Origin of the sequence: Shouchella miscanthi (assembly GCF_007725405.1) — a bacterium.
GTDB lineage: Bacteria > Bacillota > Bacilli > Bacillales > Bacillaceae_D > Shouchella > Shouchella hunanensis.
Window position 1 is genome coordinate 2,396,493 of record NZ_CP042163.1, and the last position, 16,643, is coordinate 2,413,135.

General features: G+C 40.5%; 15 protein-coding genes. 4 read left to right on the forward strand and 11 right to left on the reverse strand.

Annotation, left to right across the window (positions count from 1 at the left end):
* Nucleotides 1-149: 149 nt before the first annotated feature.
* Nucleotides 150-3,419, reverse strand: coding sequence for an efflux RND transporter permease subunit (locus FPV17_RS12060; RefSeq protein ID WP_144559134.1), 3,270 nt, complete (start codon nt 3,417-3,419; stop codon nt 150-152).
* A 151-nt stretch (nt 3,420-3,570) separates the two neighbouring features.
* Nucleotides 3,571-6,288, reverse strand: a complete 2,718-nt coding sequence (gene acnA, locus FPV17_RS12065; RefSeq protein WP_144559135.1) for an aconitate hydratase AcnA — start codon at nt 6,286-6,288, stop codon at nt 3,571-3,573.
* A 213-nt stretch (nt 6,289-6,501) separates the two neighbouring features.
* On the opposite strand from acnA, the gene FPV17_RS12070 reads away from it, so the two are divergent.
* Nucleotides 6,502-6,630, forward strand: a complete 129-nt coding sequence (locus FPV17_RS12070; RefSeq protein ID WP_078440101.1) for a small acid-soluble spore protein P — start codon at nt 6,502-6,504, stop codon at nt 6,628-6,630.
* Between the two features lie 68 nt (nt 6,631-6,698).
* Nucleotides 6,699-6,788: a YjcZ family sporulation protein gene (locus FPV17_RS12075; RefSeq protein ID WP_035397209.1), complete on the forward strand. Its 90-nt coding sequence runs from the start codon at nt 6,699-6,701 to the stop codon at nt 6,786-6,788.
* A 31-nt stretch (nt 6,789-6,819) separates the two neighbouring features.
* Here the strand turns inward: FPV17_RS12075 and FPV17_RS12080 are convergent, their stop codons facing one another.
* Entirely contained in the window at nt 6,820-7,227 is a 408-nt protein-coding gene (locus tag FPV17_RS12080) for a hypothetical protein (protein WP_060704074.1), read from the reverse strand.
* Nucleotides 7,228-7,307: 80 nt separating this feature from the next.
* Here FPV17_RS12080 and FPV17_RS12085 point away from each other — a divergent pair, with 80 nt between their 5' ends.
* Complete coding sequence (locus tag FPV17_RS12085; RefSeq protein ID WP_052008192.1) at nt 7,308-7,796, forward strand: DUF2621 domain-containing protein; 489 nt, start codon at nt 7,308-7,310, stop codon at nt 7,794-7,796.
* A gap of 31 nt (nt 7,797-7,827) precedes the next feature.
* On the opposite strand, the gene FPV17_RS12090 is transcribed toward FPV17_RS12085, so the two are convergent.
* The 8 genes from FPV17_RS12090 to FPV17_RS12125 all read right to left on the reverse strand — a co-directional run bounded on the left by FPV17_RS12090 (nt 7,828) and on the right by FPV17_RS12125 (nt 15,829).
* Nucleotides 7,828-9,609: an ABC transporter ATP-binding protein gene (locus FPV17_RS12090; RefSeq protein ID WP_144559136.1), complete on the reverse strand. Its 1,782-nt coding sequence runs from the start codon at nt 9,607-9,609 to the stop codon at nt 7,828-7,830.
* Nucleotides 9,609-11,360 carry an ABC transporter transmembrane domain-containing protein gene (locus tag FPV17_RS12095; RefSeq protein WP_144559137.1) on the reverse strand — a complete coding sequence of 584 codons (1,752 nt, stop codon included), beginning with the start codon at nt 11,358-11,360 and terminating at the stop codon, nt 9,609-9,611. Before FPV17_RS12095 ends, FPV17_RS12090 begins: the two co-directional genes overlap by 1 nt.
* Before the next feature lie 311 nt (nt 11,361-11,671).
* Nucleotides 11,672-11,887 (reverse strand): YneF family protein, encoded by a 216-nt coding sequence (locus tag FPV17_RS12100; RefSeq protein ID WP_035397205.1) that lies wholly within the window; start codon nt 11,885-11,887, stop codon nt 11,672-11,674.
* A 93-nt stretch (nt 11,888-11,980) separates the two neighbouring features.
* Nucleotides 11,981-12,409, reverse strand: a complete 429-nt coding sequence (gene sirA, locus FPV17_RS12105) for a sporulation inhibitor of replication protein SirA (RefSeq protein ID WP_035397203.1) — start codon at nt 12,407-12,409, stop codon at nt 11,981-11,983.
* Between the two features lie 202 nt (nt 12,410-12,611).
* Nucleotides 12,612-14,606, reverse strand: a complete 1,995-nt coding sequence (gene tkt / locus FPV17_RS12110; protein WP_144559138.1) for a transketolase — start codon at nt 14,604-14,606, stop codon at nt 12,612-12,614.
* 81 nt (nt 14,607-14,687) lie between these two features.
* Nucleotides 14,688-14,927: a DUF896 domain-containing protein gene (locus FPV17_RS12115; RefSeq protein ID WP_035397202.1), complete on the reverse strand. Its 240-nt coding sequence runs from the start codon at nt 14,925-14,927 to the stop codon at nt 14,688-14,690.
* A 46-nt stretch (nt 14,928-14,973) separates the two neighbouring features.
* Nucleotides 14,974-15,636, reverse strand: coding sequence for a YneB family resolvase-like protein (locus FPV17_RS12120; protein WP_144559139.1), 663 nt, complete (start codon nt 15,634-15,636; stop codon nt 14,974-14,976).
* A 13-nt stretch (nt 15,637-15,649) separates the two neighbouring features.
* Complete coding sequence (locus FPV17_RS12125; protein ID WP_035397197.1) at nt 15,650-15,829, reverse strand: hypothetical protein; 180 nt, start codon at nt 15,827-15,829, stop codon at nt 15,650-15,652.
* A 157-nt stretch (nt 15,830-15,986) separates the two neighbouring features.
* On the opposite strand from FPV17_RS12125, the gene lexA reads away from it, so the two are divergent.
* Nucleotides 15,987-16,616 (forward strand): transcriptional repressor LexA, encoded by a 630-nt coding sequence (gene lexA / locus FPV17_RS12130; protein WP_035397194.1) that lies wholly within the window; start codon nt 15,987-15,989, stop codon nt 16,614-16,616.
* Nucleotides 16,617-16,643: the final 27 nt, after the last annotated feature.

Sequence of the window (16,643 nt, forward strand, 5' to 3'; positions counted from 1 at the left end):
TAAAGAAAAGCAATTGCTTGAATGGATTTGCGCTCAAACACACAATCAACATTTATAAGACCCTTTTGTACATAAAAAGACTCCCCGTCAGCAGTGAGCATGTCCTTTTGTTCACTACACGGGAAGTCGATTTCATTCGTACACAATCGTTATTTTTTATCGTCGTCTTTTTTTGTTCTTGAAACAATGGAATCAAGTAATTCAACGATATCGTCTCGACTTAATTCATTTTTAGATTCCGCGTTTTGTTGCTCGCGTTCACTTGTTTCGTTTGAGTCATTTTGCCCTTCACCTTCAGGCAATGCTTTAACAACTCGATTGTTTTCATCGACTTCGTAATACTCTCCATCGATTGTTACCATTCGTGGTGTGCGGTTTTTAGAACGGGTTTCTTTGTCAAACAAACTGTAAAGAACCGGAATAAAGATTAACGTTAGTGCCGTACTACTTATTAACCCACCAATAACTGCAATCGCCATTGGCTGTTGTAATTCTGCCCCTTCGCCATAGCCAAACGCAATTGGCACCATTCCTAAAATAGCGGTCAAGGAGGTCATTACAATTGGTCGTGTTCGTAGCTGAACAGATTCAACTAAAGCGTTATACGTCGACATCCCTTTTTGCTTCTGCTGATTGACAAAATCAAGCATGACAATTCCGTTATTCGTTACAACACCCACTAAAATGATAATCCCAATAAACGTTGTTACACCTATCGCTGTTTGCGTAAGTGTTAAAGCAAGGGTAACACCGATTAAGACAAGAGGAACAGTCATTAACATGATAAACGGTAGTTTAAACGACTCAAATTGCGCAGCCATTATCAAATAAATGAAAATGATTGCAAGAACAAGGGCTAAAATCATACTTCCAATGGCATCTTCAAGAATTTCTTGTTCGCCTCCAAAGGAGTAGCTAGCACCTTCAGGAAATTCAATTTCAGCAATTGAGTCTTCAATTAACGTTGAGACGTCACTTAGGTTTGCTTCTGTTGTGTAACCAACCGTTACCTCGACTGCTTCTGTTTGATCCGCTCGTTGGATGGAAGCCGGTGATTCACCTTCTGTTACCTCTGCTACTTCATTTAACGAAATGGTTGTTCCTTCTTGAGAGACAATTTGTAAATTCTCAAGTTCATTTATCGTTTCCGTGTATTCTGGCGAGAGACCAACATGCACTTCATATGTTTGTGATGTCTCATCACTTGTCAGCTGGATGAGCATCGCCGTTTCACCGCGTGTAGCACTATTAACTTGGCCCGCAATTTCAGCTGGTGTTAGCCCTACTGCTCGAGCATCTTCCGCATTCACATCAACGACAATTTCTGGCACTTGATCTTCAATACTCAGCTGCACTTCTCGAACGAGAGACGAGTCCATTAACTCTTCTTCAAGTTCGTAGACCGTGTCGTATAATGCGCTACGATCAGAATGGGTTACAGTAAATGGAACCGTATTTGCTTCTCCACTTAACGCTGCTGTCTGTGTAAAGGCTCGAATGTCAGCATCGTCATCAGCGCGCTCGAGATCTCGTTCAATTGTTTCTATAAATTCTGCTGTAGAGACGGAGCGATCTTCTAATGGAATCATCGCCACTGTAATTTGAGCAGTATGCGATCCTCCAGATTGACCAGGCTGATCACTTGAACCGATTACACTTACATAATCATTTACTTCTTGATAATCGGCGAGTACATTTTCAATTGCCTCAACTGCTTCTGTCGTTCGGGTCAAACTTGTTCCTGTTTCCATTTCAACGTCGACAGTAAACGAGCCTTGGTCGCTTTCTGGAATTAATTCTAGTCCAACCGTACTTAAACCAACTCCACCGATAAGAAGCAACCCAAACGTACTAGCAATAACCGTTTTTCGGTGGCCTAGAGACCAATGGGTCATTTTTTCTAATCCACGCATCGTTCTGGATTCGCGTCTTTTCACCTCATCATTTGCTTGAGATGGTTTTAGTACACGGCTTGCAATCATTGGTACAACGGTAATCGCAACAATAAAGGATGATAATAAACTAAATGAAACGGTTAACGCCAATTCTCTAAACAAGTTTCCAACAATCCCACTAATAAAGACAATTGGAAGAAAAACAGAAATAGTCGTTAACGTTGATGCAAAGATCGCAGCCATTACTTCTTTTGTCCCATCAGAAGCTGCTTGCTTCGGATCTTTTCCTTTTGCCAAATGACGATAAATGTTTTCAATAACAACAATCGCATTATCGACAACTAAACCAATACCAAGAGCGAGCCCACCTAATGTCATAATGTTTAAGCCAATATCTAAGAAATACATAAAGGCAAATGTAACAATAACTGAGAATGGTATCGCCAAACCAATTATAAGAGGCGTTTTAAGGTTCCGTAAGAAGAAGAACAACACAACCATAGCGAGTACGCCACCAATAATTAATGCAGTAGCAACACTTTGGATTGCTGAATTAATAAAGTCACCTTCATCATAGAGCACAACAACATCTAAGTCTTCGTAATCAGCATCGTCTTGCAGTTCACTTAAACGTTCGTTTACATCATTAGATGTTTGTGTTGTATTCGCACTTGACTCCTGCATAATTGATAAGCTAATAGCCGGTTCTTGATTAGCTCGAGTTAACGTTTCTAACTCTTCTGAACTGATTTCAACATTTGCAATACTCGTTAGCGTAATGTCATCACCAGTTTCTGGATTTACACCAACCACCAATTCTTCAATGTCTTCAATACTGGTTAGTTCATGAATAATTCTTGTAGTTAAACTGAAGTCTTCTTGCTCAACAGTGCCACCAGGCATGGTAATTTGGTTTGCTTGTAAGGCATTCACAACTGTATCCTGCGTGACACCTGCATCAATCATATCTTCCTGGTCGAGTTCAATCGAAACGATTTCACTAATAGTACCTGACTCGTTTACACTAGCAACTCCAGGAACTTGAAGAATTTCTTGCTCTAAATCAAGCACATCATCTTGAAACGCTTCAATCTCGTCATTGGACGTGACTGCTAGCTGCATCATTGGAAACATGGACGGATCAAACTTTAAAAAGCTTGGTTCTCCAGCACCGTCAGGTAAATCAATTTGCCTAAGAGCATTAATAATGTCTAATTCTACATCTTCAATGGACGAACTCCAATCAAATTCAAGTAAGACAATGGAAGATCCTTCTTGAGAATTTGACGTCATGTTTTGTAAACCTGAAATACTTGCCATTCGATTTTCAATTGGAATGGTTACTTGATCCTGAACTTCTTGAGGATTTACGTTCGGATAGCTTGTAGCAATTGCTGCAACAGGCGGGTTAATCTCTGGTAGCAGCTGCAACGGCAACCGTGTAAGTGAAACAATCCCCATTATAATAAAGAAAATCATTCCGACAATGGTAAACACGGGCCTGCGAATTGAAAAATTTGTCACGTTGGTTCCTCCATCATGTCATGTCTTTTATCTATACACACCTTACACAATTCAACGGTTAAAAATCAAGCAAAAACAATTTAGACCCCTAAACTATTTAGCCAAAAGAAAAAACTTGCTTGAGACGATCAAGCAAGTTCTTCTAACTTGTTTAAGCTGGTTGAAGCTTATCACGAAGAACCATTTGCAGAATTCCACCGTGACGATAGTAATCAACATCAACATCACTATCAAAACGAACGAGCGCTTCAAATTCAGTTTTTGTGCCATCTTCAGCTACAGCAGTTACCGTAACGTAATCACGCGGTTTTACTGTATCATCAATTGCAACTGAAATGCTTTCTCTGCCTGTTAAACCAAGAGATTCTGCATTTTCACCGGCTTTGAATTGAAGAGGTAAAACACCCATTAATACAAGGTTTGAACGGTGAATACGCTCATAACTTTCAGCGATAACCGTTTTAATGCCTAGTAAATTTGTTCCTTTTGCAGCCCAGTCACGAGAAGATCCCATCCCGTAATCTTGACCAGCGAGAACAACAAGACCTGTTCCATTCTCTTTATACTTCATTGCCGCATCATAGATGGACATCACTTCTTCTGTTGGCCAGAATGTTGTAAATCCACCTTCTGTTCCTGGAGCGATTTGGTTACGAATACGGATATTCGCAAACGTTCCTCTCATCATGACGTCATGATTACCACGACGAGAACCATATGAGTTGAAATCTCTCGGCTCTACACCTTTTTCCATTAAGAACTTACCGGCTGGTGTGTTCTTACCAATCGCTCCAGCAGGAGAAATGTGATCTGTCGTAACAGAATCGCCAAACTTACCAATTACGCGTAGATCAGAAAGCGGCTTCACAGCTTCTGGATCTTTTGCTAATCCTTCAAAGAATGGTGGATTTGCAATATATGTTGACTCGTCATCCCACTTGTACAGGGCGTCATCAGTTGTATTAATTTGATTCCATCGCTCGTTACTTGTAAAGACATCTTGGTATTCACGACGGAATAACTCAGGAGTAACCGTTTGATCAACAATTGTACGCACTTCTTCTGTTGATGGCCAAATATCTTTAAAGTAAACAGGCTTACCGTCTTTATCTGTAGAAATTGGATCGTTTAATAAATCAACGTTAACGGTCCCTGCTAGTGCATAGGCTACTACAAGTGGTGGTGATGCTAAGTAGTTTGCTTTCACAAGGGGATGAATACGTCCTTCAAAGTTACGGTTACCAGATAGTACAGACGTAACAGTTAAGTCGTTACTCGAAATCGCTTCTTCAATTTCATCCTCTAGTGGTCCAGAGTTTCCGATACATGTTGTGCAGCCATACCCAACAAGATGGAATCCAAGATCCTCCAAGTAAGGCATTAAGCCAGAATCATTTAAATAGCCTGTAACAACTTTTGAACCTGGTGCAAGTGATGTTTTCACGTATTCAGGTACTTGAAGGCCTAATTCACTTGCTTTTTTCGCAACAAGACCTGCTGCCACAAGTACATATGGATTTGATGTATTTGTACAGCTTGTAATAGCAGCGATGGCTACAGCGCCCGTTTTCATTGTAGTTGTACGACCATCTTTGTACGTTACATCAACCGTTTTATTAAATTCTGACTGGTCAAGGCCAAGACCTTGATTCCCTTGAGGTGCAACAACAGCATCTTGGAAGGATTTTTGCATTTTTGGTAGTTCAATTAAATCTTGCGGTCGTTTTGGTCCAGAAAGATTTGCATGAATTTGCGATAAATCGACTTCAACAACATCTGTATACGTTGGATCTGGTGTTTCACCAGGAACATACCATAGTCCGTTCGCTTGACAGTAAGCACGAACCAAATCAATTTGTTCTTCAGAACGCCCTGTTAAACGCATATAGTTCATAGCTTCTTCATCAACTGGGAAGAATCCGCATGTTGCGCCATACTCAGGAGCCATGTTTGAAATCGTTGCACGATCAGCAAGTGGCATATCTGCTAAGCCTGGTCCGAAATACTCAACGAATTTTCCAACAACGTTCTTTTGACGAAGGACTTGGGTTACTTTCAACGCTACGTCTGTAGCTGTTGTTCCACTTGGTAAAGAACCCGTGAATTTCAAGCCAATGACTTCTGGTACTGGGAAGTAAGATGGTTGTCCGAGCATTCCTGCTTCCGCTTCAATACCACCAACGCCCCATCCTAGAACGCCAAGACCGTTAATCATCGTTGTATGAGAATCTGTTCCTACAAGTGAATCAGGGAACGTTAACCATTCGCCATCTTTCTCAACTGCATGAACGACGTTTGCTATGTACTCCAAGTTTACTTGGTGTACGATACCTGTTGCTGGAGGAACCGCATTATAATTATCAAACGCTTTCTTTGCCCAGCTTAAAAATTCGTATCGCTCGCCATTTCGTTCAAACTCACGATTCATGTTATAAAGCAATGAATCATCTGTACCGAATTTATCTACTTGTACAGAGTGGTCAATGACAAGATCAACAGGGATTTCAGGGTTAATTTGATCTGGGTCACCGCCAAGATCAGCCATCGCTTTTCTTAACGCTGCTAAATCAACTACAGCTGGTACCCCTGTGAAATCTTGTAGAATAACACGAGAAGGTTTGAAAGGAACATCAATTTCTTTTTGTTCAGGTGTTCCCCACTTTGCTAAATTTTCAACATGCTCTTTTTTAATCACATAATCATCATACTGACGTAACACTGATTCTAATAATACCTTCACAGAATATGGTAGCCTATTAACGTTCCCATAACCTGCTTTCTCTAACGCATCTAATGCATAGTAATGATACGTTTTTCCGTTTGACTCAAAAGAAGACCGCGCTTTAAACACATCTAAGTTTTTTGACATCTAAGACCCTCCTTATCAACTTCATCATATCGCATTGTTCCTTTCTTGTCTAAGGAACGCACTTGAGTAAGCGCTTTTAATGTAAGCGATATAATTGCCCTTCATTAGAATAGCAAAAGTTGACGAAAGTTTAAATCTTTTTTCGACATTTTTTAAAAAGGATAAGAAAAAAAACGTTTCACATACTAAAAAAAGAAAAGCGAGGTGAGGAAAATGAAGGGAAATTCGAAAGCTCGACGCAACCAGCCACAGCATCCAGACAGCAACCAACCACAGAAACAAAGCGGTTCTCATAAAACAAAAAAAGCAAACCATGTAAGCCAAACGAACGGAGAAGGCTAACTCGCCCAAACCTTTTTAGAGCCGCTGCATAGACTGTAATCATACCTTGATAAAAAGGAGGTTACACAATGAGCGGTGGATTCGGAACAGGCGGCGGTTTTGCTTTAATTGTTGTTCTTTTTATTCTTTTAGTAATTGTCGGAGCAAGCTGGTTCTAAAAAAAGGACTGCATCGCAGTCCTTTTTTTCTTTACATAAAATAACGGCTATATTTCAACAAAAACATCGCTCCGATGCTAATAGCCAAAAGAAGACTCGCCTTTCGAAATGGTTGCTCATAGTCCAAGTCACCATTGTTTATTAAGCGCAGACACTTACTAGTTATTCCTAAGCTAGCTCCAATGATTAGCGTTACGATAATGACTCCCCATGTCCACCACGATGCCCAGTCGAACAACAGCGGGATACCTGTAGCGATTAAAAGCAGTAACCCTACATGGGCAATAATAAGAATGACACGGTAACTCTTTATCAGCCTCGCCTTGAAGCGTTCCCCGTCATCCAGTCTCGCCGCATAATACAAAAACGGCAACGGAATACATAAAAATAACACGATTGATGTAAACATATGCGTCGCAAAAAGAACAATTTGAGACACGTTTTTCTCCCCCTCCATAGCAACACACCCCATTTTATGCTAAAGTAACAGCAAAGAACAAGCGAAAAGGAGGGGTGACGATGAGTGACTGGTTTATGAACGTGATTGTCTTATGGACCTTTATCTTGCTCGGGCTAATGTTTATCGGTGGGTTCTTCATGTTTAGAAAATTCCTTAAGCGAATGCCAAAAGAAGACGGAAAATCAATCTTAGACTGGCAAGAATACTACATAAACAAGGCTTTACCTCTATGGAAAGATGAACAGAGACAATTGTTAAATGAACTTGTAGAACCAGTACCTGAACTCTTTCGTGACGTGGCTAAAGAGAAAATCGCCGGTAAAATTAGTGAGATCGCCTTAAATGAACAGGCAACTACTCTTACATTAGATACGATTATTCGTGGATATATTTTAGCAACACCTAAAAAAGATCACCGTTTTTTAATTAAGAAATTAAAACAAAAAGATATTGATTTAACACCCTATGAACATTTACTTGACCGCCAATCAAAAGCCAGAAGCAAAAGAGAGCTCCAAGAGGCCGTTGAACGAAAACAATCCAGCTAAAAAAGGCGCATAGACATGCGCCTTTTTTCTTCTATGCTGTCACGTTTTCTCTTGCCTGTAGTAAATACATTTTATGATACAAGCCTTGGCGTTTTAATAGTTGTTCATGATTGCCTCGTTCAACAATCTCTCCTTGGTGCAGCACAAGAATTTGGTCCGCATGTTTAATCGTTGATAGGCGGTGTGCGATCGCAATCGTCGTTCGATTTTGCTGCATTTTTTCTAACGCTTGCTGAATCGATTCCTCTGTTTCCGTATCAACACTTGCTGTTGCTTCATCAAGCACTAAAATAGCCGGGTCAGCTAGCATCGTTCGCGCAAAAGAAAGCAGCTGTTTTTCTCCACTTGAAAACGTTGCGCCACGCTCAGTTACTTTTGCGTCATAACCGTGTTCAAGATCCTGGATAAACGTATCTGCACCAACAAAAGCGCATGCCGCCTCTATTTCCCCTCGCTCGTATCCATCTCTGCCTAAGGTGACATTGCTAGCGACTGTTCCGCTATACAAAAAGGAATCTTGCAACACAAGTCCCACTTTCGATCGGAACTCTTCTTCACTAAAAGCTTGTAAAGGTTTGCCATCAATTGTTATGGAGCCCTCCATGAGTGGATAAAATCGCATTAAAAGGTTAATAATTGAGCTTTTCCCACTTCCAGTATGACCGACTAATGCAACAGTCTGCCCTTTTTCCGCTTTGAACGAAATATTAGTTAACACTTGGGTAGAACCATCATAAGAAAAAGTAACATTGTTAAACTCAATCGTTCCTTTTTCAATTGTGGGCGTTTCTGTTCCCGTTTTTGTCGGTGCGTACTCACGCTGATCCATTAAGCGAAAAACACGTCCTGCTGACACAATGGCTTGTTGAAAAATGGATAAGCGTTGCATAATTTGATTAACTGGTTCGAAAAAGCGATCAAGATAATTAATAAATGCATACAGCACACCAAGCTCAACCGGACCAATAAATGATTGAAAGCCAAAATAAATAAGCACAATTGAAATAGCAATTAAACTAAGAATATCGACAATGGGACGCAGTAAAAGGGCATCTGCTTTCATCGCTTTCATTCCAGCTTGATAATGCTCCTCATTCGTTCGTCCAAACTCTTTGCGCATTCGCTTTTCTTGGCGGAACACTTGAATAATCGCCATACCTTGAACGGACTCACTCATTTTCGCATTAATTTCACTCACTTTTGCGCTAACATGCTCATAAAAGCGAGAACTTATAGACCGATATAAACGAATGACAACTAAAAGTAAAGGTAAAAAGATTAAACAATAAAGGGCCAGGGTTGCATTTAAGTAAAACATAGCAACGAATGTTCCGATCATAAACATTCCATTTTGAACAAATACCGCTAGCACACTGACATAAAGCTCTTTAATGGACTCGGTGTCGTTCGTAATCCTCGAAACAAGGCCGCCTCCAGGCATTCGATCAAAAAACGATAACCCAAGCTTTTGAACATTTTTAAAAACATCAACACGTAACGCTTGCACAATTCGCAAAGCAATCTTTTGAAATAAGATACTTTGGACATATTGGCAGATAACCGCAATAACCAGTAAACCAATATAAAATGACGCAAGCATCACAAGAACGTCTGTCGGAAATTCTTGAGGCGTTAAATAGTCATCAATAAAGCGTGCTATCAAAATAGGTTGCACTAATTCCGCTCCTGCAGCTATGAGCATAATAAAGAAAGCAAGCAGTAGTTTCTTAAAATGAATCTTGGCATAGCCGAGCAAGCGTATAAAAATCGCGCGTTGCTCTTTTCCAGTTAATATCTCATCGGTATGTTTCATTATGAACCTCCCTGCTCCACTATCGTCTCAAGCTGCTGACGCTCATACATCTCTTTGTACCATCCACCTTCGGCCATCAATTCTGCATGAGTCCCTGCTTGAGCTATAGTCCCCTCTTCCATCACTAAAATGAGTGAAGCATGGCTAACAGCACTTAATCGGTGAGCACTCATAATAAGTGTTTGCTCGGTTTTTGTTTCTCGAAGGGCTCCTAAAATTTGCTCTTCTGTTTTCGCATCTACAGCAGATAAGGAGTCATCTAAAATGAGTATGGCAGGATTGCTCAGTATCGCACGAGCAATAGAGATTCGCTGTTTTTGACCACCTGAGAGCGTTACACCTCGTTCTCCAACAACTGTGTCGTACCCATTCGGAAAACGGCGTATGTCATCGTGAATACTTGCAAGCTGGCAGGCTCGAATAATTTCTTGTATCGAGGCATCAGGCTTTGCAAATGCAACATTCTCTCCTATTGTCGCCGAGAAAAGAAAGTGTTCTTGTGGTACAATGCCAAATGCCGCTTTCACACGTTCTCGTTTAAACTGGTCAATGGGCACGGAATCTAGACGTATAGTCCCCTTCGTAACATCCATCTCCCGCTGTAAAAGCGAGAGTAAGGTTGTTTTACCACTACCGGTTTTACCAACAATGCCAAGTGTTTCACCTTTCTTCAAGGAGAAGTGTACATTTCTTAACACTGGCGGTCCATCATCAGAATAACAAAACGTATCAATAGCAACATCTAAATCGCCTACAATCGGTGCTTCAACTGCATGATCGACTTCTTTAAGCTCCGACTCTTCTCGCAATACTTCACGAATTCGATCGTAAGACGCTCTTCCTCGTTCAATGACGTTAAAAAACATTCCTAACGCAAGCATTGGCCAAATCAACAAGCCAAGATAAACGACAAATGACGTTAGTTCTCCAATGGTCATATCACCCGATACGACAAAACCTGCTCCAAAACCAATTGCCAGTAAATAACATGTTCCAATGACTGCGCTAATGGTCGGATCAAACAACGCATCGACTTTTGCTACTTTTACATTCTGTTCCACAACCATTGCTGATTGCTGACGAAAGCGGCGATTTTCTTCTTCTTCTTGTCCGAATGCTTTTGTTACTTTCATTCCACTAATATTTTCTTGAACCGTATCATTTAAAACACTAAATGCTGCTTGTGCACTGCCAAAGCGTTTATGTAAAAGTGATCCATAATAGCTCGTTAAAATGGCCATTAATGGAAGTGGCACTAATGTAATCAGCGTTAGTTGCCAATTAAGGGTCAACGCCATCGTCGCAACCACCATTCCTCCTAGTAACAGGGCATCAACAATCGTTAGCACCCCTTCTCCAGCTGTTGCTTGAACAGCTCGAACATCATTTGTGGAAATCGCCATTAAATTTCCAGTAGTTCGCTTATGATAAAATGACTTTGGCATGTTAGTAAAATGACGATAAAGATCATTTCGGATTTGTCTTGCCAACTTAAAAGCCGCACCAAAGATGAGTACTCGCCATAAGAAGCGAAGAATGTATAACAACAGACCGATGCCCATAATAAACCCAACGTATCGGAATAATTGCGATTGTGTAAGCGTATCTGTGTCAATTAAATCGACTACTTCACCAATAACCCTTGGAGGAATAAGCGACAAAAATGAAACGAGTGCTAAAACAAGCGTCCCAAATAAATATGCTTTCCAATGTTTCTTAAAAAACCAGCTTAAATCTAAAAAAACACGCATAGCCTTCCCCCATTACTCTCGTTGTCTAATTATTTTTCGAAAAAATGAATAAATAATGTCTATTCTTCTATTGAACCCGCATTGCCCTTTTAATGCCCGCTCGTATGTACGCTCCCTTTATAACCAATAGCCTACTTCAAAAAAGATACCACATTACGTTAAATGATGTACAGAACGTTTATCGTCATTACAAAACAACCTAGCATCAGTTCGTGAATATGTTTATAGACAACAAAAATCACTTTACCTACGACGCAACGGTCCTTACGATAAAGTGATTTCTTTCGTTTTCATGATTATCAGAGGAGTTCTTACTTCCCCTGTTGCTTTTGCATAGCCTTCATCATTTGGGTGATTTTCTTTTGCGATGGGTTTTGTCCCATTTGTTGCATCATCACCCGTAACATTTGCTCATTAATCGGTGGGTTCTTTTTCAAGTAAGACATCATGGTTTTCCGAGCAATAAAAAAGCCAATTGCTATACCTGCCAGAACCGCAACGGTATACCCTATAATATGCCAGATCAATGTTAAACCTCCTTCTCACACGCTCTACTTCTATTGAACCTTATCTATTATACACGAGCAGGCATTGATTTTAAAGCACTTAACAAAGCATGCTTAGAGCACGCTTTGTTTTTCATATGGTTTCAACCACCCAAATCGTCGGTCATTTACATTTACTGCGAAAAAGAAGCCATTTACTTCCCGCAATAGATCAAATACATCGGTCTCTGCCTGTAAATCCCCTTCTGCTTGAAGACAAATTTTCTTTGCATCCAGCATAAGCGCGCAATGATTTTTTGGATTTTCATCAGAAGCTGCAACAAAGCGATTTGCGTCTTCTTCTTTATAGCGAGATAAAAAGATTTGTTTAATTTCTTCTTCTGGCATGGATGTTGTTATATAGTTGATTTGCCGATCATAAATCGGCTGGGTATGCTTTCGAGCTTGTTCCCGTTCTTCGAATAACTGAAATAATTTCATTTCTTTACCAAGATAAGAGGATGCTACATCTTCTGTGACATTGAATAATTCATAGTATCTCATCTCTTCTCCCCTTCAGCAGAATGAAAATTTCGAATCTATTTTCATTATACCCATTTTTCAAAAAGATGCTGTCTATTTGTCGTGAAAGAACCTCACTAGTTTTGTCGAATACCGTATGAAAAGCACCTATTCTGGTTGTCTCTGTTTTTTCTTTTAAAAAAAGCCTATGATTCACTGAAGTAGTCAATCATAGGCTGCATTCTTATGAAAGTAGTGCTTTTACTTTGCTCACTACATTTTCAACAGTAAAACCATACTCGGCAATGATTTCATCGCCAGCACCAGAAGCGCCAAATGTATCAATAGTGAGTGTATCGCCTTCATCACCAATGTACTTTGCCCATCCTAGAGAAGCACCCATCTCAATAGCAAGACGTGCTTTAACGTGTTTTGGAATCACTGCATCTTTATATTCTTTCGGCTGTGCTTCAAAACGATCCCAGCTTGGCATACTTACAACAGAAACATCAATTTTCTCTTGTGCAAGTGCTGCTTTCGCTTTCATCGCAAGTTGGACTTCAGACCCTGTTGCCAATAAAATGGCATCTGGTTCACCTTTGGCTTCTGAAAGTACGTATCCACCTTTTTTCACACCTTCATATGCTTTCGTTGTTGTTTCTTCTTGTGTATCAACATTTTGACGGCTTAATACGAGTACCGTTGGCTCTTTCTGGGACTCTAGCGCAAGTTTCCATGCTGCTGCGGTTTCATTCCCATCTCCAGGACGAACAACAGATAAACCTGGCATTGCACGTAAAGCCGCTAACTGTTCAACCGGCTCGTGGGTTGGACCATCTTCACCAACAGCGATGCTATCGTGAGTTAATACATACGTTACTGGAACGCCCATCAAAGCGGACAGACGAATGGCTGGACGTACATAATCTGAGAAAACAAAGAATGTACCACCGAATACTTTTAAACCACCGTGTAGCGCCATTCCATTCAATGCACAACCCATTGCAAACTCACGAACACCGAACCAAATGTTTCGTCCAGCATAGTTGTCTCTACCAAAATTGCTCTCGTTCGTTAGCGTGGTTTTATTTGAACCAGCTAAATCAGCAGAACCACCAAATAATTCTGGAACATGTGCTGCTAAAGCATTTAACGCTTCCCCTGAAGAAGCACGTGTAGCCAAGCTTTTCCCTGCTTCATAAGTCGGTAATGCTTGATCAAATCCTTCTGGTAAGTCTCCTGCAAAAGCACGCTCATATTGTGCGGCAAGCTCCGGGTTTTCTGCTTTATAAGCAGCGAACAATTCATTCCACTCATCTTCATGCTTTTGTCCTTGCTCTTTTACAGACGTAAAGTATTCACTTACTTCTTCAGGAATATGGAAGTCTTCCTCATATGTCCATTTGTACGCTTCTTTTGTAAGCGCTACTTCATCTGATCCTAATGGAGAACCGTGAGAAGCTGATTTCGCTGATTTGTTTGGTGAACCAAACCCGATAACTGTTTTCACTTCAATTAGTGTTGGACGATCAGATGTTTTTGCTTCTTTAATCGCTTTGTTAATCTCTGCTAAATCCATTCCATCTTCTACGTATATCACATTCCAACCATAGGCCTTGAAGCGATCTTCCACACTTTCAGAAAATGATTCATGTAGATCTCCATCAAGAGAGATATCGTTTGAATCGTATAACACAACAAGACGATTTAACTTTAAGTGACCAGCTAGTGACGCCGCTTCTGCTGATACCCCTTCCATTAAATCCCCATCGCCACAAATGGCATACGTATAGTGGTCGACAATCTCGTGGTTTGCCGTGTTATACGTTGCCGCTAAGTGACGCTCTGCCATTGCCATCCCTACAGCCATAGCAATTCCTTGACCGAGTGGACCCGTCGTTGCTTCTACACCAGGTGTATGACCGTATTCAGGGTGACCCGGTGTACGGCTTCCTAATTGACGGAAAGATTTTAAATCATCTAGTGTTACATCATAACCTGTTAAATGTAAAAGGCTATATAAAAGCATAGAACCGTGTCCAGCTGATAAAACGAAACGATCGCGGTTTGTCCAGTTCGGATTAGCTGGATTGTGGTTCATGTGGTTTGCCCACAAATCCAACGCCATAGGTGCTGCGCCCATCGGCATACCTGGGTGACCAGAATTGGCTTTCTCAATACTATCAATAGAAAGTGTTCGAATCGTATTTACCGCTAATTCTTCAATATTTTTATTCATATGTAACACCCTTTCATTCTTCTTACGTCTCCATCATAAACAAAATAAAAAAAATGTACAAGCCTGACAGAAGCTTGTACATTAATGAAGTCGAGTTTGCTTTTTAGCTTTACTGTCTTTTAGCTTTTGTGGCGTTACGTCACTACCCTTTTCGTCGACTACTTTCACAGAATGAAGCTGGTTTTTAAAGGCTGAACGAAATGTACTTAAATACTCTTTACGCAATGCCTGTTGTTCTTCTTTTTGGGCTTTCGTCAATCCTGTTGTTTTCGCTAATTGGGAAAGCTCATTTATACGGTTTAGCTTCGTTTTTGGTAACAATGAAAATCACCTGTCCTTTTATTGCCATCATAGCATCTTCATTGCCTTAGTTCAAATGATCGGTTTCAGCTTGTATATGCTTCTGAAATCGCCGGTGTACAGTCGCTTTCGAGCAATCGTACCCTAACCCATTTAAGGTTAATGCAATCTCATGAAACGTTAATTTTTTATCTCGTAGACGAATGATTTCTTCTATTGGAAGATCTTTTTTGCTTCGGCCACCAGCACCACTACCACTCAAGTTCCGTTCTGGACGATAGCCATTTTTAACAGCCGCCTTCATGCCCCGCTTAATTTTCAGATTATGTAGCTTACGCTGGTACTCTTCAACAATGGCGACAATCTCAAACACCATCTCATCTGCTTCAGACAGATGCATGACACCTTGATCGTGGCAAGTGTAAACTGAGATACCATACTTTTTTAATTGATATAAAATAGCCGTCTTCGCTCTTCCCCTGCCAATTCTCGTATCATCTGTTACTAATAAATGAGAAAAAGACCCCTTTTTTGCTTGATCTAAAATAAGAAGAAGTTGGTCTCGATCCAAATCATAGCCACTTGCTACATCGTGCAAACAGTCGTTTACCTCTAACTGGTGTTGCTGAGCCATTTCATAAAGCTCTTCTTCTTGTCGTGCTAGAGAAGACTGCTGTTGATCCTTTTCTGTGCTCACACGGCAATATAAAATGGCTTTCTTTCCTTTCATGCTGCTCCCCCTCTTATTCGAGCGAATACCGCTCATAATCATACAACACTTCAGGACTCTCTAGTTGATTATGTTGGTCTTCACCTTGTTCTCTATTCTCTCTATCTATATCAAAGGATAGCAAACTACTAAACATAAATAAAACCGTTATAATCCCTGCAACAATAATACCTTTTTCTTGATTATTCTTCACTATAAGATCACCCGTTCGTAAGAATATTTGTTCTTACATGAGAATAGCTCGAACTTTTGTTCGTGTCAACCCCTTTTTTTAGAACTTATGTTTGCGTTCGTATGTTCGATGTGCTACAGTAAGGGTACGAATACATAGATAAAGCGGGTGATGAGGAGTGTCAAAACTATCTACTAGACAAGAAGAAATACTATTATTTATTAAAGATGAAGTGAAAAAGAAAGGGTATCCACCTTCCGTTCGTGAAATTGGAGAGGCAGTTGGATTAGCATCAAGCTCTACTGTGCACGGCCACCTTGCACGACTTGAAAAGAAAGGCTACATTCGTCGAGATCCAACAAAGCCAAGAGCGATTGAAGTTCTTTCCCTCGAAGAAACAGCTGACGAAGCGGTTATTATACGTGAAAAAACCCGCTACATTCCTGTTGTTGGTAAAGTAACGGCTGGTAGCCCTATTACAGCAATTGAAAATGTGGAGGACTATATTCCACTTCCAGACCATATGGCTGGTCACGAACAAGTGTATGCGCTTGTTATCCAAGGGGAAAGCATGATTGAGGCTGGTATATTGGATGGCGATCAAGTGTATGTGAAACAAACGCAAACAGCAGATAACGGGGACATTATAGTAGCGATGACTGACGAACACGAAGCGACTGTTAAACGATTTTTCCGTGAGAAAAACTACATTCGTTTACAACCAGAAAATTCAACAATGGACCCAATCATTTTGGACAACTGTACAATACTAGGAAAAGTCATTGGCGTATTTCGCACCATCCATTAAGAAAAGCACTGGGGGCTCCCAGTGCTT